At 50.1% G+C, this 22987-nt stretch carries 16 protein-coding genes; 9 read left to right on the forward strand and 7 right to left on the reverse strand.

Annotation, left to right across the window (positions count from 1 at the left end):
• Positions 1-68: 68 nt before the first annotated feature.
• On the forward strand, positions 69-5225 hold the full coding sequence (locus GSQ82_RS08315; RefSeq protein WP_371417190.1) for a DUF4082 domain-containing protein: 5157 nt from the start codon (positions 69-71) through the stop codon (positions 5223-5225).
• A gap of 86 nt (positions 5226-5311) precedes the next feature.
• Here the strand turns inward: GSQ82_RS08315 and GSQ82_RS08320 are convergent, their stop codons facing one another.
• The 7 genes from GSQ82_RS08320 to GSQ82_RS08350 form a co-directional block, all read right to left on the reverse strand.
• A complete protein-coding gene (locus tag GSQ82_RS08320) occupies positions 5312-6472 on the reverse strand; it encodes a DegT/DnrJ/EryC1/StrS aminotransferase family protein (protein WP_254061508.1) in 1161 nt (386 codons plus the stop codon).
• Positions 6469-7458, reverse strand: coding sequence for an NAD-dependent epimerase/dehydratase family protein (locus tag GSQ82_RS08325; protein ID WP_216847046.1), 990 nt, complete (start codon positions 7456-7458; stop codon positions 6469-6471). The genes GSQ82_RS08320 and GSQ82_RS08325 overlap by 4 nt, the downstream gene beginning before the upstream one ends.
• Positions 7459-7547: 89 nt before the next feature.
• Positions 7548-8237 (reverse strand): acyltransferase, encoded by a 690-nt coding sequence (locus GSQ82_RS08330; protein WP_158791821.1) that lies wholly within the window; start codon positions 8235-8237, stop codon positions 7548-7550.
• Entirely contained in the window at positions 8227-9333 is a 1107-nt protein-coding gene (locus GSQ82_RS08335; protein WP_158791822.1) for a DegT/DnrJ/EryC1/StrS aminotransferase family protein, read from the reverse strand. Before GSQ82_RS08335 ends, GSQ82_RS08330 begins: the two co-directional genes overlap by 11 nt.
• Entirely contained in the window at positions 9330-9890 is a 561-nt protein-coding gene (locus GSQ82_RS08340; protein WP_305794665.1) for an acyltransferase, read from the reverse strand. Before GSQ82_RS08340 ends, GSQ82_RS08335 begins: the two co-directional genes overlap by 4 nt.
• Before the next feature lie 2 nt (positions 9891-9892).
• A complete protein-coding gene (locus GSQ82_RS08345) occupies positions 9893-10936 on the reverse strand; it encodes a Gfo/Idh/MocA family protein (RefSeq protein WP_158791823.1) in 1044 nt (347 codons plus the stop codon).
• 195 nt (positions 10937-11131) lie between these two features.
• A complete protein-coding gene (locus tag GSQ82_RS08350; protein ID WP_158791824.1) occupies positions 11132-12187 on the reverse strand; it encodes a sigma-54-dependent Fis family transcriptional regulator in 1056 nt (351 codons plus the stop codon).
• A gap of 463 nt (positions 12188-12650) precedes the next feature.
• Between GSQ82_RS08350 and GSQ82_RS08355 the strand changes: the two genes are divergently transcribed.
• The 8 genes from GSQ82_RS08355 to GSQ82_RS08390 all read left to right on the forward strand — a co-directional run bounded on the left by GSQ82_RS08355 (position 12651) and on the right by GSQ82_RS08390 (position 22965).
• Positions 12651-13169, forward strand: a complete 519-nt coding sequence (locus tag GSQ82_RS08355; RefSeq protein ID WP_158791825.1) for a polysaccharide biosynthesis/export family protein — start codon at positions 12651-12653, stop codon at positions 13167-13169.
• A gap of 8 nt (positions 13170-13177) precedes the next feature.
• A complete protein-coding gene (locus tag GSQ82_RS08360) occupies positions 13178-14509 on the forward strand; it encodes a hypothetical protein (protein ID WP_158791826.1) in 1332 nt (443 codons plus the stop codon).
• 29 nt (positions 14510-14538) lie between these two features.
• Positions 14539-16077, forward strand: coding sequence for a GNVR domain-containing protein (locus GSQ82_RS08365; protein WP_158791827.1), 1539 nt, complete (start codon positions 14539-14541; stop codon positions 16075-16077).
• Between the two features lie 80 nt (positions 16078-16157).
• Entirely contained in the window at positions 16158-16838 is a 681-nt protein-coding gene (locus GSQ82_RS08370; RefSeq protein WP_158791828.1) for a CpsD/CapB family tyrosine-protein kinase, read from the forward strand.
• 291 nt (positions 16839-17129) lie between these two features.
• The gene (locus GSQ82_RS08375) at positions 17130-18236 is read left to right on the forward strand and encodes a multicopper oxidase domain-containing protein (RefSeq protein ID WP_254061510.1); all 1107 of its coding nucleotides are present in this window, start codon (positions 17130-17132) and stop codon (positions 18234-18236) included.
• A 1134-nt stretch (positions 18237-19370) separates the two neighbouring features.
• Positions 19371-19982: a UpxY family transcription antiterminator gene (locus tag GSQ82_RS25660; RefSeq protein ID WP_158791830.1), complete on the forward strand. Its 612-nt coding sequence runs from the start codon at positions 19371-19373 to the stop codon at positions 19980-19982.
• A 153-nt stretch (positions 19983-20135) separates the two neighbouring features.
• On the forward strand, positions 20136-21281 hold the full coding sequence (locus GSQ82_RS08385) for a sugar transferase (protein WP_216847047.1): 1146 nt from the start codon (positions 20136-20138) through the stop codon (positions 21279-21281).
• A 97-nt stretch (positions 21282-21378) separates the two neighbouring features.
• The gene (locus GSQ82_RS08390; protein WP_158791831.1) at positions 21379-22965 is read left to right on the forward strand and encodes an O-antigen translocase; all 1587 of its coding nucleotides are present in this window, start codon (positions 21379-21381) and stop codon (positions 22963-22965) included.
• Positions 22966-22987: the final 22 nt, after the last annotated feature.

A 22987-nucleotide genomic window follows, 5' to 3' on the forward strand; every position in this document is an offset into this window, starting at 1 on the left:
GCTCCAGTTGGAGCTACCTGTGGACGCCGACTGTTGTGAACTCCTCGACGACGCTCTTGAGCCGAGCGGTGGATGACAGCGCCAACCTGGAAAGCCCAAATAGTGGGGTCACCGTCAATGTACTCCCGCAGACCTGCCCTTGTAGTATTTGGAACTCCTCGTACGTTCCTGGAACCGTAGATAGCGGTGACAGCAATGCCGTTGAATTGGGTGTCAAATTCCGTGCGGATGCAGACGGCTCCGTCATAGGCGCCCGTTTCTATAAAGCAGCAGCAAATACGGGTACCCATATAGGTCACGTCTGGTCCAGCGCAGGAACAATACTGGGAACCGCTACTTTTACCAGCGAGAGCAGCTCTGGCTGGCAGCAGGTCAATTTCGCATCCCCGATTTCGGTGCTTGCGAATACAACCTATATTGTTTCCTATTTTGCGCCAGTAGGACACTACTCGAATGACTCAAATTATTTTGAACAATCTGGTGCAGATAATCCTCCTCTGCATGCTCTAGCAAGCGGGGTTGACGGTCAAAACGGAGTCTATGTCTATCCGCCTTCTAATACCGCGGGTGGTTTCCCCACGTCTAGTTCTCTTTCGACAAATTATTGGGTAGATGTCGTCTACACTTCTTCCAATACTTACAACATAAGTGGGACGATAAGTGGGTTTGGAGGCCTTGGAGCAACGCTGAGCCTGGCTGGGACAGAGACGCTAACGACGACAGCGGACGCGTCTGGTAATTACAGTTTCAATGGTGTGGCTAACGGAAGCTACAGTATCTCTGCGAGCAATCCAGGTGTCACCTTCACTCCTTCAAGTCAGTCAGTGACCATCAATGGCGCTGTGGTAACTGGTGTCAACTTTACGGCTGTCGTGACCAATCCATTGAGTGTCTCAGGAACAATCACTGGTGGCGCGGGAGCGACTGTGAACCTCGGTGGAAGTGCTTGGGCCACAACAACGGCAGATGCATCTGGGAATTATTCGTTTGGTGGGCTATTGAACGGTTCTTACAATGTTACGCCTTCTGAGACCGGTTATATCTTTAGTCCAGGCCTACAGTCCGTGGTTCTAACGGGGACAAGTGCCGCTGGTGTAAATTTCCAGGGACAGGCTTGTAATTGCAGCTCGATTTGGCAGCCATCGGCAACACCAGCGTTGATTGATAGTAACGACGCCACTCCGATCGAAGTTGGCGTTACGTTTACAGCTGATGGTCCTGGCTTTGTCACCGCGCTAAGGTTCTACAAAGCAAGTACAAACGTGGGTAACCACATCGGACATGTGTGGACTAGCTCTGGTGTTCTGCTAGGTAGCGCAACGTTTACTGGCGAAACGGCATCCGGGTGGCAGCAAGTAGCCTTCTCCACGCCTATCCAGGTGTCGGCAAACACTCCCTATATCGCATCCTATTACGCACCTTCAGGGCACTACTCCGCAGATACGAACTATTTTGCAACGGCGGGAGTGAACAGCCCACCGCTTCACGCATTGGCAAATGGCGTCGATGGTCCAAATGGGCTGTATCTTTACACCACAAGCCAGAGCGGTGCTTTTCCTACCAACACCTACTCATCAACCAATTATTGGGTAGATATTTTGTACACTGGCGCCCAGGCATACAGCATTAGTGGAACTATTACGGGTGGAGCAGGAGCCACCGTAACGTTGAGCGGGACGAGCAGTGCAACGACCACCGCGGATGGTTCCGGAAACTATATCTTCAATGGCATCTACACTGGTTCTTATTCGATCACTCCAAACCTCGCGGGCGCTGCCTTCGTTCCCGGCAACCAAGTTGTGTCAATAGCTGCAGCTAACGTCACGGGTGTTAACTTTGTCGTGCCGCAAATCTGCCCATGCAATACAATTTGGCAGCCTTCAACACAACCTGGAACGGTTGATGCAGCTGATCCCTTATCATACGAGCTTGGAGTTAAGTTCCGCGCAGACTCTGATGGCTACATTCTCGGAGTACGCTTTTATAAGGCAGTTGCGAATACCGGCGTTCACATCGGTAATCTCTGGTCTACTACGGGAAACATAAATCCGCTCTCGCAAGCCGCGTTTGTAAATGAGAGTGTTTCGGGATGGCAACAGGTACTATTCGAAAATCCTGTACCGGTTAGCGCAAATACTGCGTATATCGCCTCCTACTTTGCTCCATCGGGGCACTACTCAGATGACCAGTCGTTCTTTGCCACTGCGGGCGTTGATAGCGCACCTTTGCACGCGTTGGCAAATGGAGTGAATGGTCAGAACGGCGTCTTCTCGCAGTCGTCGGCTAGTGTGTTACCAGTGGGTAGCTTTAACGCCAGTAACTACTGGGTGGACGTGATCTACGCGACGACAATGACGCACAGCCTTGGAGGGATAATTACTGGCGCTGGTGCCGCGGAAGCGACAATTGCTCTGAACGGTATGGCAACTGCGACCGCCACTTCAGACTTGTTTGGAAACTATAGCTTCGGCGGCCTTGCCGATGGGACTTACACGGCGACGCCAAGCAAATCTGGCTATGTCTTCAGTCCTGGAAGTCAAACGATTACCATTAGTGGAGCACACAATCTCGCTGTCAACTTTACCACCGGACCATTGACTTATGTTGTTTCGGGCACGATCGCTGGAGGACCTGGGATCACAGTATCTTTGGTGGGGACATCTACGGCAACTGCCACCACGGATACCTCCGGAAATTACAGTTTTCCTGCGGTGCCAAACGGCACGTATACGGTAACGCCAAGCGCTGTGGGATTTACTGTCAGCCCCATCAACCAGAACATCACTGTCAATGGAGCGAATGTGGGGGCAGTAAACTTCACCGCCACCGCTATCACTTACTCGATTACTGGCACGATCAGCGGAGGCGCAGGAGCGACAGTGAGTCTGACGGGGGCGGCCAATGCTACAACTACAGCTGATACTTCCGGAAATTACAGTTTTTCCGGCGTAACGAGCGGGTCTTACACCATAATCCCTGCCAAGACTGGCCTGGTCTTTACTCCGACAACTCTTGCCGCCACGGTCGCAGGAGCGAATGTCCTCGGCGCGAGCTTTGCCGTGCCACAAAATTGCCCATGCGACACAATATGGCAGCCTGCAGCAATGCCCTCCGTTATTGATGCCGCGGATAATAAAAGTATCGAAGTTGGAGTCAAATTTCGCTCCGACTCCAGTGGATATATAGTGGGAATAAGATTTTACAAGAGTGCGGCGAATGTCGGAACTCACAAAGGGAATCTCTGGTCGAGTACGGGAACGTTGCTTGCAACTGCGACCTTCACCAATGAGGGAAGCTCCGGATGGCAGCAGGTCTTCTTCACCAATCCGGTTGCGATCGCGGCGAACACGACTTACGTTGCTTCGTACTTCGCGCCAGAGGGTAATTACTCAGGCGACTCGAGTTTTTTTGCAAGTGCAGGAGTGGATACTCCTCCGCTGCACGCGTTAGCCAATGGGGTTGACGGCTCGGACGGAGTCTACCTCTACGGCCCTAGTAGCGGATTTCCGATTAGCAGTTTTAGCGCCGCGAATTACTGGGTCGATGTCATATATGTGCCGACATACACTATCTCGGGCACTATTAACGGAGCCGGTGGTGCTGGTGCAACGGTAAACTTAAGTGGGGCAGTGACGGCTAGCACCACAGGAGACGCATCTGGCAATTTCAGCTTTAGCGGATTGACCAGTGGTAGTTACACGGTTGTACCCAGCAACACCGGATATGTATTTTCCCCGACAAGTCAGAGTGTGATGGTGAACGGGAGCAATGTTACCGTTCCTGCTTTTACTGCTACTCCTCAGACTTATACCATCTCCGGTACGATCAGTGGGACAGGAGGTAATGGAGCAACTGTGAGTCTAAGTGGAGCAGCAACAGCTACCATTACTGCGAATGCTTCCGGCTTCTACACTTTCTCTGGCTTAGCAAATGGATCGTACACGCTGACACCGACCAAGACTGGCTACGTCTTTACACCTGCAAGCCAAGTAGTCACGATTAGTGGAGCAAATGCGGCTGCGAACTTCACTTCGGTAATACCGACATATGCAATTACTGGCACGATCAGCGGGGCAGCGGGCAATGGAGCGACTGTGAGTTTAAGTGGAGCAGCAACAGCTACCACTACAGCGAATGCTTCCGGCGGTTACACTTTCTCCGGTTTAGCAAATGGATCGTACACACTGACACCGGCCAAGACCGGCTATGTCTTTACGCCGACAAGTCAGGCAGTCACGGTTGGCGGAGCAAATGCGACCGTAAACTTCACCTCAGCGCAAGCATTCACGCTCTCTGGCACGATCAGCGGTGCTGGTGGGTCGGGAGCTACAGTGACGTTGACGGGAGCAGCGACAGCTGCAGTGACCGCCAATAGCTCCGGTGTTTATAGCTTCTCCGTTAGAAACGGCTCGTACATGGTAACGCCCACAAAAGCTGGATACGCGTTCACTCCAACGAGCCAAGGAGTTACGGTGAGCGGAGCGAATAAGACCGCAAATTTCAGCTCAGCGGTGACCTATACGATCACTGGCACGATCAGTGGAGCTGGAGGCAATGCAGCAACAGTCAGTCTCACCGGAACCTCATCAGCTACCACGACAGCAAGTGCCTCCGGTGTCTATAGCTTCACCGTTGTGAATGGCTCGTACACGGTAACACCCATCAAAGCTGGATATGTATTGACTCCAGCGAATCAGGCAGTCACCGTAAGCGGAGCGAACAAGACCGCAAACTTTAACTCAGCACCGACCTATGCGATCACTGGCACGATCAGTGGAGCTGGAGGTAATAGCGCGACGGTGAAACTGACTGGAGAAGGGACGGCTACTACGACGACGAATAGTTCCGGCGCGTATATGTTATCCGGCGTAGTGAACGGCACGTACACTGTGACGTCTACTAAAACTGGCTATGTCTTTACGCCGGCAAGTCAGGCAGTCACAGTTAATGGAGCGAATGCTACAGCGAACTTCAGCTCTGCAGCTCAAACCTATACGATCAGCGGCACGATTACCCACGGATCGGGTGCGACGGTGAAGTTGACGGGAGCGGCAACAGCTTCTGTGACTGCGAACTCGTCGGGAGCCTTTACATTTACGGGTGTGACGAATGGATCGTATACTGTTACGCCTAGCAAATCCGGTCTTACATTTACTCCTTTGAGCAAAGCGACAACGGTCAACTCGGGGAATGTGACGGGATTGAACTTCGTTGTTCTCCAGTGATAGTGGCGCGGATGGCGGGGGTAATTCTTGGGAAATGTATCGGTTAGAGCGCGCTTGATTCAATGGTTTGCTATCAATAGGGTCGTTTAGGAGCTGAGCGCCTGAAGTGTCTCGATAATATAGTCTTGCTCGGACTCAGTCATTTGGTGGAAGAGGGGGAGAATCAGCGCGGTATCGGTGGCGAGGTTAGTCTGTGGTAGAGCGTGGTCCCAGCGCTCTGAGCGGTAGGGTGGTTCACGATGTATCGCCATGATTGCTCGCCGCGTGGAGATCTTTTTCTCCAGCAATTCCTGCATGACAGCGTCGCGTCTTGCTGCAAAAGCACCGACCAGGCGCACTAGGTAGGACTGGTAGTTATGGCGGCAATTAGCGGGGACCATAGGCATCCGCAACCATGGAAGCGTTTGAAGAGCTTCAGTGTAACGCGCGGCCAAGTAACGTCGCCGCTGCAGAAAATCGCTCAGACGGCTAAGTTGTGTAATGCCTACCGCCGCCTGCATGTCTGTCATGCGGAAGTTGAAGCCGACTTCATCGTATGTCTCAGTGGTGGTCTGCATTGCATTATGGCGAACCACATCTGACAAACTCATGGCGTGCTGTCTGAGCCGCCGAAGCCTCTCTGCGAGTTTAGCGTCGCTCGTGGTGATCATTCCACCCTCACCGGTTGTTAGCACTTTGCGGGGATGGAAGCTGAAGCATGCCATCGTGCCCAGAGGCTGGCCAATCAGTCTTCCGTTATACTCGGAGCCGATGGCGCACGCAGCGTCCTCGATCACGGTGAGATTATGCCTGGCAGCTACGGCTAAAATGCCATCCATGTCCGCCGGAAGTCCAACCTGGTGAACTACAAGTATAGCTTTTGTGCGCGGTGAGATAACCTCTTCGATCCGACCGGGATCGAGATTATAAGTTTCCAGATCGATGTCACCGAAGACCGGGGTTGCTCCGGTGTGGGCGATCGAGTTAGCAGTGGCGATAAAGGAGAGGCTCGGGCAGATAACCTCGTCTCCCGAGCCTATGCCACTTGCCAGCAGTGCAAGATGGAGTGCAGTAGTACAGGAGGAAACGGCAACGGAATAGTCGCAACCAATATACGCCGAGAACTTCACCTCGAATTCGGCGGCGCGAGGTCCTTGCGTTACCCAACCGGTGCGCAGTACGTCGATAACGGCCTGTTCTTCCTCAGCCCCTATATATGGACGAGCGACAGGAATCATCTTCGTAACAGGAGTCGAGAGAACACTCACTTTTCACCTCCTACGGCAGCTGACATCTCCAACCTAGTTTCATTGCGCCACTGGATTAACGTCTTCAGGCCAGTTTCGAGATCTGTCTGTGCTCTGAAGCCTAGCATCTTCTCAGCTTTCTCGATTGCAGCGCGACGTGTTTGAACATTGTTTACTTTTCGTGCTTCGTGGTACTCCGGCTTGAGGTGTGATCCGGTAACCTCCAGTAGCATATGGCATAATTCATTCAAGGTCGTTTCAACACCCATTCCAACATTAAAGATCTCGTCAGTGACGTCGGATACGAGGCCCGCAACATTTGCGCGAGCCACATCCTCTACAAACACGAAATCCATCGACTGTGAGCCATCTCCAAAGATTTTTGGAGATTGGCCGTTTTCAATAGCATCCATCCAGCGGACCAACACCTCAGTGTAGACACCGTCCAGATCCATACGCGGTCCATAGATATTGAAGTAACGAAAGGCAACGTAAGGCAGCTGAAACATTTCGTAATAAGCCCGAAGCATTTGTTCGTTAGCTATCTTGCCAGCTCCATAAAGAGTCCGATTATTAAATGGGTGGCTCTCATCCATTGGAAGATAGGAGGGATTACCGTAGACAGAGGCTGAGGACGCTGCCACGATCTTCTTGACCTTGTGACGAACCGCACTCTCCAAAACATTTGAGGTGCCATCCATGAGAACCTGGACAGCTTCACGCGGCGCTTCGGCACAGCGGGTGATACGGAGAGCAGCTTGGTGAAAAATATAGTCGACACCATCTATAGCGCCGTCTACCGCATTGGCATCACGTATATCTCCGTCAATGATTATCACGTTTCCTTTTCTTTTTGCGCTCTCTAGATTTCTCAAGTTTCCACGGACAAAGTTATCCAATACGCGCACTTCAGTTGCACCTGCATTCAGCAGCTGGTCTGCAGTGGCGCTCCCTACGAAACCTGCTCCGCCTGTGATGAGTATCTTCGCCCCTTGAATAGGATTCATTTCAGGCTCTCCTGCCACTTCCCTAACTGTTTATCACCAGTCTTCATAATAATTGCCCAACTTGACGCGAACGATTGCTCAACTGACTACTATGTACGATGCCGAATTACTCGCGCAGGTACTCCCGCTACGACTGCATATTCCGGAACATCGACAGTAACTACAGCCCCCGCGCCGACAATGGAATGAGCACCCACATGAACACCGGGAAGAATTGTGGAATTTGTACCAATATCCGCTCCGTAGCCTATGACTACCGGCTTGATACTGAGTTCTGTCGCAATGATGGGGACGTCTATCGGCTTACCCGTGTGGGAGGATCCGAGCACCTTCGCTCCTGGACCCCACCCTACGTAATCCTCAATAACCAGATCCCGAGCATCGAAGTAGGCGTGGGGGCCGATCCATACATGGTTGCCGATGCGGCATGTTCCGTCAAATCTTCCCTGAATCATCGTTTGAGGCCCGATGAACACGGCATTTCCAAGCTCCATGGTCTCGGGATGCTTCAAGACAACCTCGGGGCTAATCTGCAGGCTATGTCCAGCCGTTCGACACATTGCACGAAAGATCATGCGCCGAAGCTGGGTTTCAAAGATGCCCTCCTCGCTCCGATATCTGGAGTACAGAGCGAGTAGCTCGAGCGGCGAATGATTCTGTTTTAAGTGCGCAGCGAAGTCCCATTCCCAACCTGGATCAAAGAGTATTTTAGTGCTTCCGAACACCGCAGGCACAGCTCTGGCCTTCGAGGTTTTTGCTGTCTCGCGCTCAACCAACATGGCAACTCTCCCGGAGCTCGGATACGACCCGTTCGATCGTTTGCGTGCGGATACCTGGGTACATCGGAAGTGAGAGAATACGATTCTTAACTCTCTCGGCTACCGGGAAGTCGCCCTCCTTGTAGCCAAGAAAACGGTAAGCCTCTTGTAGATGAAGTGGTATCGGATAATGCAGCCCAGATTCAATGCCAGCGTCAGTCAATTGATGGCGAAGGGCATCGCGATTGGACGTTTGAACGACGTAAAGATGATAAACGTGATGGCCGTAGTCCATTTCGTTGGGTATCTCAATATCGGTATCAACGAATGCTTTGTCGTACGCTGCTGCCGCTTGGCGCCGCTGATTATTCCATCGGTCGAGATACTTGAGCTTTACGGAAAGAATTCCACCTTGAAGCCCATCCATGCGCATATTGAGTCCGGGGAATATATGTTCATATCTTTTTGATGATCCGTGATCGCGCCATAACCGAATGCGCTGTGCAAGGTCACCATCGTCAGTAGTCACAGCTCCGCCTTCACCACAGGCTCCAAGATTTTTCCCTGGATAAAAGCTGAAGCATCCAGCTATGCCGAATGCACCTGCTTTACGGCCTTTATATTCTGCACCATGAGCCTGGCATGCGTCTTCAACTACTGGAATACCATGGAGGTTTGATATTTCAAGGATCCGGTCCATATCCGCAACCTGCCCATAGATATGGACAGGGATGATGGCGCGGGTTTTGCTCGAGATAGCTGCTTCGAGCAGCGCAGGATTCATCGTGAAGGAAACAGGGTCAATATCTATAAATACGGGACGAGCTCCAACGGCTGTAATAGCCTCTGCGGTGGCGATAAAGGTATGAGGAACTGTAATGACTTCATCTCCAGATCCGATGCCGAGAGCTGCCAGAGCCAGTTGAATGGCAGCAGTTCCAGTATTCACTGCCACGCAGTGGGTCGTTCCGACATACGCAGCAAACTCCTGCTCGAATCTCTGAACCTCAGGTCCCAACACAAAGGTCGACTCATTGAGGACGCGATCAAATACATCGCGAAGCTCTTCCTTTATTTCGCTGTGCAGTAACTTCAGGTCCACAAAAGGGATCTTCATTTTTTCTCCATTTGTCTCAGCGTGCGAGCAGGATTACCCGCGACAGTCGTATTAGGAGGAACATCACGAGTAACGACACTGCCAGCGCCTACTGTGGAAAATTCACCGATAGTAACTCCGCAGAGAATTGTGCAACTTGTGCCTATTGATGCACCACGTTTCACAAGTGTCCGAACAACCTGCCAGTTTGCTTCAGTCTGCAGTTCACCACCGGCGTTCGTGGCGCGGGGATACTTGTCGTTGATGAACGAAACATTATGGCCAACGAAAACATCGTCTTCAATCTGAACGCCTTCGCAGATGAACGTGTGGCTCGAGATCTTTACGTTCCTACCTATTTCAGCGTTCTTCTGGATCTCGACGAACGTCCCAATTTTGCTGTTTTCGCCAATCGAACATCCATAGAGATTCACGAATGCAAAGACACGCACACCCTCACCTAGCTTTACATCGGGAGCGATGCGGCTGAACTCGGACATCTCGCGACGCGATGTCTCAGGCGCAATTTGGCCTTTGTAGAGAGGCCACAAATCGATATTGATTCGAGGATCAGTCATCTTTAAGCAGCTCCGCGACTCAGCACGAGCCCGTCAGGCGCGAGATGTACTAGTTTGCCGCGCTGCTTCATCGAAAGCGAAGCACTTTCGAGAATGCGGACAACTCGCAATCCTGCCTGGCCTCCTGTAATTGGCTCAGCTCCAGTCTGGATACACTCAGCAAAATGCTTTATCTCAACCTTCAGGGCCTCTGAGAGATCCAACTGGGGAGCGAACATATCGCCTGAACGGTAGCCAACTAGTGCTTGATATCGCGAATCAGGTGACCCATTTACGGTAATTCCTTTGTCATAAACCTTGACCTTTTCGCTTGGCTCCATGTCGTCGTACACGATCATCTGTTTGCTACCACCAACCAGCGTGCGCCGAACCTTGACAGGCGAAAGCCAATTGACATTGACGTGCGCGATCAGATTTTCTTCGAAAAACATAGTGATATACGCCAGATTTTCCGTGCCGCCAAAGACATGATTGATTCCAGTTGCGGCAATGGCACATGGAGACGATGGAAGGATGTAGTCCATAATCGCAAGGTCATGGACTGCGAGGTCCCAGATAACATCGACATCGCGCTGGAACAAGCCTAGGTTTATACGAGTGGAGTCGTAGTAAAGAATATCACCTAGTTTTCCGGATGCCGCAATGTCTTTAATCTTGCGAACTGCCCCTGTATAGACAAAGGTATGATCCACCAGCAGCGTCAACTTGCGGCGTGCGGCTTCGTCTATCAACCGAAGAGCCTGATCAGAAGAAGAGGTCATCGGCTTTTCAACCATGACATGTTTGCCGCTTTGCAGAGCCTGTAGGGCCAGATCGTAGTGGGTCGAAACTGGCGTAGCGATCGCAATCGCGTCAATCTCGGGGTTGTTGAGTAACCTGCGAAAGTCCGTCGTCACTTCAACAGAGGGATAGCGGTTGCTCAATTGCTGCAACCGTTCTTCGCGCATGTCGCTGACTGCAACCACGCGAGTTTCCGATACTTCGAACATATTGCGGACTAGATTAGGTCCCCAATATCCGTAACCAATTATCCCGAAATTTATCACGTTTCCTCCACGACTGCGTAAACATAACCATCGGAGTGTCAACCTAATACAAAAAATTGCACATACATACAGGCTGAATGACCAAGGAAAACCTTTAGAGCCTTATTGATTTTAATCTTTCTACTCATCCATCTACGGACTGCGTAAACATTTATGAGAGAAGCATGTCGACTTCCAAACTTGCATCTGGAAGAGTTATCTGAAGTCATTAATTCCAGGCAACTTCTGAAGATCACGAAATGGCAACTTATGCTGTGGCGGATTCGCAGATTGAACTACGGGTAGTCCAACTTCCTTGATTTTGTACAACAGCGTGCGATAACTGATATCCAATGAATGTGCAGTTTTCCTCCGGTTCCATTTATGTGCCTCGAGCACGCCCAAAATAATCTTTCTCTCCAAGTGCTGAATCGCACGCTTTGTCTGGACGCGCAGGGGAGTTGTCAAATCGATTACCTCTGGAACTAGCGGGCGAAGCTCTTCAGGCTCCCTCATTAGAGAAAGAATGTGTTCATCTCCACCTAACACGACGTATCGTTTTGCCATGTTCTCAAGCTCTCGAATGTTTCCGGGCCAGTGATAGGATTCAAGCGATTTCATAAAAGACAGATGCAGCGGCGCTGGCGTTCCTCCGAACTGCGCACTATACATCTTGACGAAATGGTTCATTAGGATGGGTATGTCAGAGACGCGCTCGCGTAAAGAAGGCATCTGAACCCTAATCACATTGATCCGATAGAACAGATCGGTACGAAATCCACCTTTGGCTACTTCAGCCTCAAGATCGCGGTTTGTCGCGCAGACTAGTCGAATATCGATTGCGCGTTCATCCACTGCTCCCAGCCTCACGACCCGGAAGTCCTGGAGAGCGTGCAAAAGTTTAGGTTGGAGGGCCAGATTCAGCTCTCCTATCTCGTCCAGAAATAGTGTGCCCTTATCAGCCTGCTCACATTTACCGGCTTGCGATCCCGTTGCTCCCGTAAATGCGCCCGGTTCATGTCCAAAGAGCTCACTCTCAAAGAGTTGGTCCGGGATGGCCGGGCAACTCACTTTGAGGAAACTGTGAGAACGGCGTGCACTCAGATTATGTAATAGTCTTGCAGCCAGCTCCTTGCCCGTGCCGCTCTCACCCGTTATGAGAACTGGAACTTCGGTCAATGCCGCTTTTTGCAGTTGATCGCTAATTCGATGGATCGCCGGTGAGTCACCAATAAGGGCTTCAACCGGTCTACATCCTTGAATTTCGAGCATACGCCGCCCTCAGCAGGAAGAAAATATGCACGTGGGTGACCAAAGCGAAAAATGAAAATTACTGCCACTACCACTATCATCCCAGCAGGTAATCCGTCTGTTGGGTACATGCGTGGAGTAAAGGAGCTATAGAGCTGAAAGAAACTGGATCGAAGAAACACAAGCTCTTGGTCGTAGTACAACAAATTGCACACTTTGCAAATTACTGCAGAATCCACGACATTTCTGGGCCGATTTTCGCAACCATATGGTGGCAAATCGCTGAAAAGCCCTTTTGTCTTTGGCCATCTATTTGCTATTTATCAGACTCGAGGGTAAACCACGGTAGATGCGTCCTTATGGCTCAATTCGGTTGTTCGCTACCCTAATAGTGTTAGGTCTTTCGGCGAGCTACAATCAAGCACAAAGTGTCGTCGCTACTGAGCCGGATGCCATAAGGCCGGCAAATGCCAGACAACCCAGTGTGGCAGCGAATGTCGAGTTGCGGGCTTCCAGCGAGACATCTCAATTCGCCCTCGGTGTAGCCGATGTGATTCACGTAAATGTTTGGAAAAATGCCGATCTTTCGCAAACGGTAACGGTTGGTCCGGATGGTTTTGTGTCGTTACCCCTGTTGGGAGATGTGCATGTCGCGGGAATGACCGCGAATCAACTGGCGCAGTCTCTGTCTTCCCGGCTCACCACCTATGTTGTGAGTGCTCAGGTGACGGTTAGTGTAGTCGAGATCCGGAGCAGGCAAGTCTACGTGATGGGGCAGGTCGGCAAACCCGGCGGATACCCTCTGATTGCACCGATTACGATTCTTCAACTCATTGCTCAGGCAGGAGGACTAAACACGTTTGCGAATCGCAAGCGAATATTTGTGATTCGAGGAACGAAAGGGGAGATTCAGCGACTAAAGTTCAACTATGTTAACGCCTTACAAGGGGATACTCGGCAGAATATTAGTCTGCAGCCAGGCGATACGGTCGTCGTCCCATAGGGAAAGTCATGAGCAAATTCGAGCGTATTCGCCTTATAGTCGCGCTATCTACCGGTCTTATTGCGGGATCTCTTTTGGCCCAGACGTCGAGCGAAGATCAGACAAGCACAAGCGCCCAATCTCCCGCCGAAGTAACGGGTATGGTTGCTGAAAATTCTGTTCAAGATTCCAAAGGGAGAGAGGAAGAGCAGATGCAATATGCTGCGGCGCTCAACGGCTCAGGATTGATCTCTATGGAAGGCTCCATGAGCTCGCATCTACTTCTTGGCGCGACTGTTGCCGGTGGATGGGATAGCAATCCCGACAGTCTCGGAAACGGGATGTCGTCAGGAGTGTACACGCTAAGTCCATATTTAGGGATACAAGCAAATACTGCTAAGATGCAGGTTCTTCTCCAATATCAACCCTTGATGACTGGGTACAGTTCCGATGTTTACTCGAATCAGACAATGCATATGGCGTCCTTCGCAATTTTAGGAAACGTAAACGAGCGTTGGAAGTGGGAGTTAAAGGGTACAGGTAGTTACGGACAAGATTCAACCCGTTTACTTGCGCCTCAGCAGACGGTAGTCGTAGGAGAGGTTTCTGGAGCGGGTCCCAATTCTGCTTCGTATATCCCCAACGCTGGCACAATAACATATATTGATGGTGGGTTGGAAGTCCACTATAAAGAATCTGAGCGGGATTCAATTGAATTTCGCGTTGCGAACTCGTTCAACCAATACTCTGGCTTCAGTTCAAGAAACAGTATTGCAACTACTAGTCTCAGCTATAATCGAGACCTCTCATCTACGCTTGGGCTATTTGCCTATGGGCGGAACTCCTACTATTATGGGTCTTTCAATTGTTCAAGCTTTGGGGGTGGGCTCGGCCTCCGGTGGCAAGCGCTTGAGAAGACATCCTTATCGCTAAGCGGTGGACCGCAGCTCGATACTGCGGCATGTGGAAATCAGCAAGGTTTTTCCTACAACGCAGCTTTTAGTACTAGACTGTCCGATAAATCGCAGATATACCTATTGGCGGCTCGTGAACCCGCTACGTCCTATCTTGGGCCCGGACTGTGGCTAATAAGCACATCTGGAGGATATCAGCGGCAAGTGGTGACCACAGCTACTTTGAGCCTGGATTTAGGCTATGTCAGTAGCAATACTCTGACTACTACAAATTCCTATCATGACATCTATTTCGACTGCATATACAACCATAGTTTGGGCCACGGATTGAGTATTTCGTATAGCTATCGTGGCTATGTAGGAGACACAGGGGAGACTAGCTTTCGTCGTAACGCTGCACTGTTCTCGATAGCATGGTCGCCAAATGCGGGAAAGATTTTTCAGTAAAAGTTGCAATTTTAATATTGAGAGGACTCATGAATCAGAGACAAGTCAATCCAGACGGCTCATCTATGTCGATCAGGCAATGTCTGGAAGCCCTGAAGAAGCATGGTCATATCGTATTTTTGTCTTCGCTTCTCCTTGCGGTTTTCGGCATAGTTGGCGTATCTCTGCTACCTGACGTCTATCGCGCTAAAACTACAATCTTGGTAGATCCGCAGAAAATTCCTGAGCGCTATGTCGCCTCAACAGTTACCTCCGATCCAAATGCACGTATGAACACGTTGACGCAACAAGTACTCAGCACCTCCAGACTGCAAGAGATCGTAGACAAGAACAATCTCTATCCCGATCTGCGTAAAAAGTGGTCAAGGGAAGAAGTCATAGAATACATGCGCCAGAAGACGACAATAGAGCTAAAGCTAACTCCCCCCCCGGAGCAGGGACTGAGTAGCTTTAGCATCTCGTACGAGGACGAGGATCGATCGCTTGTGGCGAATATAGCGAATCAGCTTGCTTCAAGTTTCATAGATTGGAATCTTAAGGTGCGCGAGCAGCAAGCACTCGGCACCTCACAGTTCCTTTCAACCGAATTGGGACAAGCCAGAAAAAGTCTCGAGGAGCAAGAGGGGCAGCTTGAGGACTTTAGAATGAAACATTCTGGGGCTACCCCAGACCAAGTCAACTCTAATTTGCAGGCATTGTCCCGATTGCAGGCTGACGTCCAGACAAATGCGGACACGATCAGCAGGCTCGACCAAGAGCGAATCTTGTTAGCCCAAGTGAAGCCTACAGAAGCGCGCGACACCGCTTCGCTTACTGAGCGGGGACGCATGCTTCAGGAAAAGCGCCGTTTGGATGGCGAGCTTTGGAATCTGAAGAGACAGTTCACAGATACGTATCCGGACGTCATTGCTGCGACGGAACAGCTCAAGAATCTAAACGCACGGTTAGCGGCAATGCCTGAACCTCCTGCAGACTCTGTTGATTCGTACGACTCTAACACTCAAGTCCGTCTCACTCTCATCGACAAGGAATTGCAGCGGCGCAAACTGCAGCAGGCGGCTCTTCAACAACAGATTCAGTCTTATCAGGGAAAAGTAGATTCCGTACCAGTTCTCGAAACCCAACTCGCTGAACTCACGCGCAACTACGAAGTGTCGAGACAGAACTATCAGTCTCTACTCGACAAGACATTCTCCGCGGGAATGTCCGAGGAGTTGGAACGCAAGCAACAGGGACAACGATTTACGGTTCTGGATACTGCCAAGACTCCCGAAAAGCCGATTAAACCAGACCGAATCCTGCTAATGGCTGGTGTCATGGCTCTAGCTCTCCTTCTGCCAGCAGGGATAACGATATGTATTTATTTAATGAGCGGCTCGATTAAGTCCGAGGCCGAACTGAAGGGAATGCTTCCGCTTAAAATCCAAGTTCTTGGAACAATCCCGCCGATTACGAGCAGAGCTGATCTGCATCGTGGACGGATGATCACAGTTCAGACAGTTTTAGTGTCAGTGATTGCATGTACAGCGTTAGTTATCTTTCTGCTTAAGGTTAGGCCTATTTTATGAGTTCAACTCTAGGGCTGCATACAGCAAACGCAGTTCGTTTAGTCGATAGCACCCCTCTACGCATGACGCCAGGGAGACGGATGATTACAATCCAGCCGAACAAAAAGTCCCGCCTGGTTTTCTTGACTGAGCCCACGGGGCTTGCGGTGGAGCAGTATAAAATACTGCGTCGTCGACTCTGCACGCTCCATCCAGATGGCGGAACAGTTTTGATCACGAGCCCAAGTCCAGGTGAGGGAAAGACCCTAACCTCGGTCAATCTCGCCTGGTGTCTTGCAGAGGCTGGGCAGCGTACTTGCCTGGTTGATCTAGATTTTAGGGCTCCAGGAATTGGTCCTACACTAGGCTTTGCGTTCGAAGAGGATGGCGTCGAGGAAGTGCTGGCTGGTAAGCGGACTGTCAGCCAATCTATTCGTCAATTAGGGGATCGTTCGCTGTATGTACTAGGTATTAAAAGGCGTCTTATCTCGCCTGGGGAGCTTCTGTCACCCACAGCTCTAATTCCGCTCTTGACTGATCTCCGCGCCATGTTCCAATGGGTAATTCTAGATTTTGCACCGATAATCCCCATGTCGGACGTTGCCGAGGTCGTAGCAAACGTAGATGGGGCGCTTATGGTGATACGTTCCGGAAAAACGGATAAATCGATGGTCCCACCATCTCTTGAGATATTGGGGCCCAAACTCTGGGGGATGATCATGAATGACTCTCCTATCATCGGTGGCTCGTACTACGGTTACTACGGTAGCCGTAAAGACTAAATTGCACAGAAAGAACCCGAATATCCATTGAGTTAGTGCATTTATTGCATCTGCGGTGTGCTCTTGTCCAACTTGTATCCTGGCATTGCAGCGTGGGCTAGGAAAGGTAATTGAGTTGCCTTTGCTCATAGTCTAGCTTGAATAGCTTCCTTGCTAGGCTTCGGAACGATCATCCATCTCTATTTTAGAGAAAAGAGGGAAGTGTTGAATAGTCGGCGATATCGCGGTATCTCTTTGGTCGTGCTCCTGACTCTGGTTGGCATTCCGAGTAACGCTCAGGAATCTATGCCAATGCCACCTAACAACCAAAAGTCCGCGGAAGTGCCGGCAAATGTGCTCAAAGATAACGGTAAGATGCCGACATATGATGAGGGTAGGCCTGGGATCGTCCGCACGTACTACATAGCCGCAGATGAGGTCGACTGGGATTACACGCCACGGGGACGTAACTTGGCTGGGGTACCGCATGTTGAGACGGCCGAAGACGAGGCTGGTGGAGCAGGACGCCATCGCATATATCATAAGGCCATCTATCGCGAATACACCGATGCTACCTTCAAAACACTGAAGATTCATACCCGGCAGTGGGAACATCTGGGCATTCTGGGCCCGCTAATTCGCGCAGAGGTTGGCGACTCGATACGCGTTGTTTTTAGAAACAATACTCATCTCTCGGTTACTATGCATCCACACGGTCTGGAGTACAAAAAAGATGCAGAAGGAGCCTTGTATAACGATGGAACTTCCGGGATTGTGAAAGAAGATGACAGAGTCGGTCCTGGTAGGACTTATACTTATATCTGGACTGCGCCGGAACGAAGTGGACCCGCAGTCATGGATCAAAGCTCAGTATTGTGGATGTACCATTCGCACTTTGTGGAATCCACGGACATAAACACTGGTCTTATTGGTCCTATTATCGTTACGGCTCGCGGTTTGGCCCGGCCTGATGGATCGCCGAAGGACGTGGATAAAGAGTTCATTACGGACTTCGCAATATTTGATGAGACCGATAGCTGGTTCTTCGAAGGCAACTCGGGAAAGCAAGGGCGAGCTATGCGCTCAAAGGCTGCAAACCCCTTGCTTCGCGAGCAGAATCTGCTCTACACGATCAACGGCTATATAGAGGCCAATCTTCCTTTGCTGACGATGAGGAAAGGCGAGCGTGTCCGTTGGTATTTACTTTCCAACAGCAACGAGGATGACATTCACATGGCTCATTGGCACGGAAACACCGTGGTCTGGAACAAAATGAGAATGGACTCACTCTTTCTAGGACCCATGGCGATGGCCACCGCGGATATGGTGCCAGACAATGAAGGAACCTGGCTTTTCCACTGCCATGTAAACGATCACTTCATGGGTGGGATGGTAGGGCTATACCAAGTACTTCCTTAATGCGGCGCATACTCTGTGTCGAGTCGAAACCTTTCAATTGAAACGGAAGTGAAGTTTTGTCTGCACGCATTTGGGAGGATTTGGCTCACATGTTCTACCACTGAGATATCCGTTCAGCGTTCAGGCAATTAATACCACAGAGGCGGTTTCAATGTAATCTACGAGTCTGGCTCCCGCCCTTCATTTTGGTGCTTAAAAAAATCTTATCCTGCGGTAGTAGTCATGGCTTTCATTCACAGTCTCTCCTGCGTTGTTGATGTGAAGATTTTTGGTGACGATTATGCAGGTCGTTGCATAAGTTCGACCCATCTGCTGAATCACCTCCGCCAATTCCTAGGATGGCCCGAATGGCGTTAGGATTTGGAACTGCTTACTTAGACCTTGAAAACTCGTCGGATGCTTCTTTTTATCTCGTCCACTGCAAATAGGCCTCACAATTTTCTACGTCATGGTGACCAACGTCTTGGTAAGATCTTGAGTTGAACAACTCCTTGCACACTTGTTATGCCACGATTCACCGGGTTATTCGGGCGAAGAAGCCGATTGATCTCGTCGATTTGACGGCAGAATACCGAGGCCTTCGCCTCCTCAGAAGTTTTGTCCCTGTCATTTTACGGGCAGTGACTGCCGTCAAGTTGTTGAAAATAGGTTTCGCGAATCCAATCAGGTAGTTTTAGATCGGTCATTACGGCCAAGAGCTTCCCTGATCTGAACCTTGAGGAAACTTCCCATTTCTCGTGGAAACCGTCCCCAGCTGATAAGCAAGAATATCGATTAATGAAAAGAATCGACATTCTGCCCCCCTAAAAAGCTTGATCTTACCCCATGGTTGGTGAAGCCTATGAATACGGTCGTTGGGGACCGAACATAGACATGTAATATCTTGCCATATTGCGAATGTGCAAGTTCAGCTGGCATTCCAATTGCTTAGGTTATTGAGTCAGAACAAGAGCGCCCTGATCAGAATTGACAGCTCGGCCCCGATCTCGATGCACGCTAACTGTTCCGCTTTATTCGACTTTATATATGGTATTTGGTGCAAATTTAGCCTGAACTTAGGTTTTCACAGTGACCACTGTAGGTTACCATCGCGAAGCGTTGCCTAGTATTGGTTGACGCGATTTGGGAGGGGCAATGAGCTGTCTAGCGGAGTCGTTGTCGAACTACGCCTCAATCTTAAATCCAGCCGCGAGTGATCGCCCTCATTGGTATGCCGTATATACCTACCCGCGCCATGAAAAAGTTGTGACACAACAGCTCGAATCAAAGTCTGTTGAAGCTTTTCTTCCCACTTTTGTCACTGAAAGCCGCTGGAAAGACCGGCGGGTACGAATTCAAACCCCAGTCTTCCCGGGATACGTATTTGCACGAATCGACCTGAGAGAGCGAAGCAAAGTATTTACCATCCCAGGGGTGATCAGGATGCTGTCATTCAACGGCACACCCGCCCCAATCGAAGACTCCGAGATCGAGGCAGTCAGGCTCTGCGTGGAGCGAGGCATTACTTTAGAGTCATGTCTATCTCTCGAAGTTGGAGATCGTGTCAGGGTTCGATCAGGCGTGCTACAGGGCTTAGAGGGCTTGGTTTCGCGGTGTAAGAACGATCGCAGACTGATAGTTCCTATCTCGCTGATTAATCAATCTGTAGCAATCGAGATCGACGTTCGATTGTTGGAGCCGCTTAGTGCTCAGCATGATATCCAACGTAGACATTTAACCCAATTGGGGACACAGGGTCGACAGTGAGTCCAACACGAATCGGATGGATCGGTTCGATGAGGTGTGAGCTTGCTTCTAAGAAACTTAGCATCTATTACGTATCCTGCACAAGAACACTGGTCACCATCAACGCAGCTTCAAATTATCGCCTGATATCCCAATATTCTAAGGATCATTTGGATGGCTACTCAAAAATCAACGTTGTTGCCGTGGATAAAGAAAGCTTATTCCAAAGATGATTTTGCGGCATCTTTTGAGGATCAGCTTCAGGCAGTCGTGCTTCAAGAGGTTGTTTTTGTACAGATGCTTCGGCTCGAGCGTCGTAGGAGCGAACGTTCCGGAAAGCGGTTTGTGCTTGTTCTTATAAGTGGTGAAGATTTTCATTTCGGGTCGGACGAGACGTTGCTCAATAATATTGTCGCTGCGATCTCTTCTAGTACCAGGGAGACCGATGTGCTCGGGTGGTATAAACGAGGCCTGACGTTAGGCCTCCTCATGACGGAGATTTGCCAAACTGACATCGTAACCATCGACACTATCATTCAAAAAATCTCAGTTGCGGTGAAGCGGGCCATAAGTCTCGAGAAATACCGTCGACTAAAGTTAGTCTTCCGCGTATTCCCGCAGGAAGGGGAAAAACGATCTTCAAATGACGAAGGGAACGTTATTCTCTACCCGGACCTCTCGGGCCGGCACGATCCGAAATGTCATAGTCTAGTTCTAAAAAGAACTTTGGATATCTTTGGAAGTCTCGTCTTTCTCATCGTATTTCTTCCGGCATTCGCCCTCATTGCACTGCTTGTGAAATTAACGTCAGAAGGACCAATTCTTTTTTGTCAAAGACGAGTGGGCCAATATGGAAATGAATTTAATTTTTATAAATTCCGTACTATGTATGTCAACAATGACTCGGGAATACATCGGGAGTACGTTACAAAGCTAATTGCAGGCGGCGGAGACCTCGGTAAGGGGATCTATAAATTGATTCACGATCCCAGGGTAACTACGCTTGGCCAATTGCTGCGCAAGACCAGCCTCGATGAACTACCCCAGTTCGTGAATGTACTTATGAATGACATGTCTCTTGTAGGGCCACGACCACCACTTCCGTATGAGTACGAAAGGTATCAAACCTGGCATAAACGTCGCGTATTAGAGCTAAAGCCAGGGTTAACTGGCTTGTGGCAGGTTGAAGGGAGGTCACGTACGACCTTCGATGAAATGGTACGCATGGATCTAAAGTACGCAAAAATAAGATGTTTGTGGGTCGATCTAAAAATCTTGATGCAGACACCCGCGGCGATGTTCGGCCGTGGCGCCTATTAGCTGCTTTGGTCTCCTTCACATGGCACTGATCGCAACGCAGCCATGAACCTGAGCAGTTGGCAAATAACAGCCAAATATCTTCTCGCGGCGATCTAACATGTCATCAGTATCTTACGACAAAGGGGACTTGATAACTCCAGCACCGACGCCGCTCCAAGCGGCAGGGAAAGTGCCTGTCGCAAGGGGAAGTTATAACCAGATACTGAAATCTTCTGCCGTAATTGGCGGTTCTTCGATTTTGAATATAGGATTCGGGATCATTCGTAGTAAGGCTATGGCAGTGCTCCTTGGTCCTGCTGGATTTGGCCTATTCGGACTCTATGGATTGATCGCCGATCTTACCCAGAGCATTGCGGGAATGGGTATCAACAGTAGTGGCGTACGTCAAATTGCCGAAGCTTCTGGCATGGACGACATGGAGAAGATTGCAAGAACCAGTGCTGTCCTGCGTCGCGCGTCCGTTGCACTCGGGGTAATGGGAGCTCTACTGCTTATTGTATTTTCCAAGCAGGTATCTCGGTTAACCTTCGGCGGCGTTCAGCATGCTCCCGCAGTTTGCCTTCTGGCAGTTGTGGTATTTCTAAAGTTAATATCTGCCGGTCAAGGGGCACTGGTCCAGGGAATGAGAAGAATTGGCGACCTTGCTAAGATGAGCTTTTTAGGGGCAATTTTTGGCACATGCATCAGTATTCCCATAGTCTATTTCTTCCGCGCCAATGGTGTGGTTCCATCTCTGGTGTGCGTGGCAACAACGTCGATTGCGACTTCATGGTGGTTCAGCCGAAAGCTCCATGCGGATAGTCCGCCCATGACCCTCACCCAGATCGGAGAAGAAGCGGCGGCGTTGTTGAAGCTCGGCTTTGCTTTTATGGCAAGCGGTCTCATGACGATGGGAGTCGCGTATCTCGTTCGTATTACAGTGCTTCACAAGGTAGGCCTTGAGGCGACGGGCCTGTATCAGTCAGCCTGGACTATTGGCGGCTTATATGTTGGTTTTATTTTGCAGGCCATGGGAGCGGATTTCTATCCACGTCTCACTGTCAATGCTAAAAACAACTCCGAATGCAATCGGTTAGTCAACGAGCAAACCTTGGTAGGTCTGCTGTTGGCAGTGCCGGGGATTATTGGAACTCTCACCTTTGCACCACTTGTGATTGCGCTCTTCTATTCCGCAAAATTCGGCGCTGCCGTCGGCGTCCTACGTTGGATCTGCCTCGGCGTCACGCTTCAAATAATTACTTGGCCCATGGGGTTCATCATCGTCGCGAAAGGAAAGCAAAAGACATTTTTCTTTTGTGAGCTGGCCTGGACTATCGTGGCAATGAGCTTAGCTTGGATTTGCATTACTTTTATGGGTGTGAACGGGGCCGGCATAGCATTCTTTGGATCTTACGTGTTTCATTTGGTGTTGATCTATCCGGTAGTCCGCCGTCTCAGCGGCTTTTACTGGTCGGCCGCGAACATGCGAACAGGATTATTCTTTTTTTCTTCAATTACCTTGGTATTTTGTGCTCACTACATATTGCCGTTTTTATGGTCTATTGTTTTTGGCACACTGGCGATATCTCTGACGGCAGCTTACTCAGTCCGAACTCTTCTTACTATAGTTTCCATCGACGACCTGCCGCCTCGCATTCACAAATCACTTGCGCAACTAAAGTTAGTTCTATTAAATCTACGATAGTAAGTTAAAAACTATCATTGAT

The organism is Granulicella sp. L60 (genome assembly GCF_009765825.1).
GTDB lineage: Bacteria > Acidobacteriota > Terriglobia > Terriglobales > Acidobacteriaceae > Edaphobacter.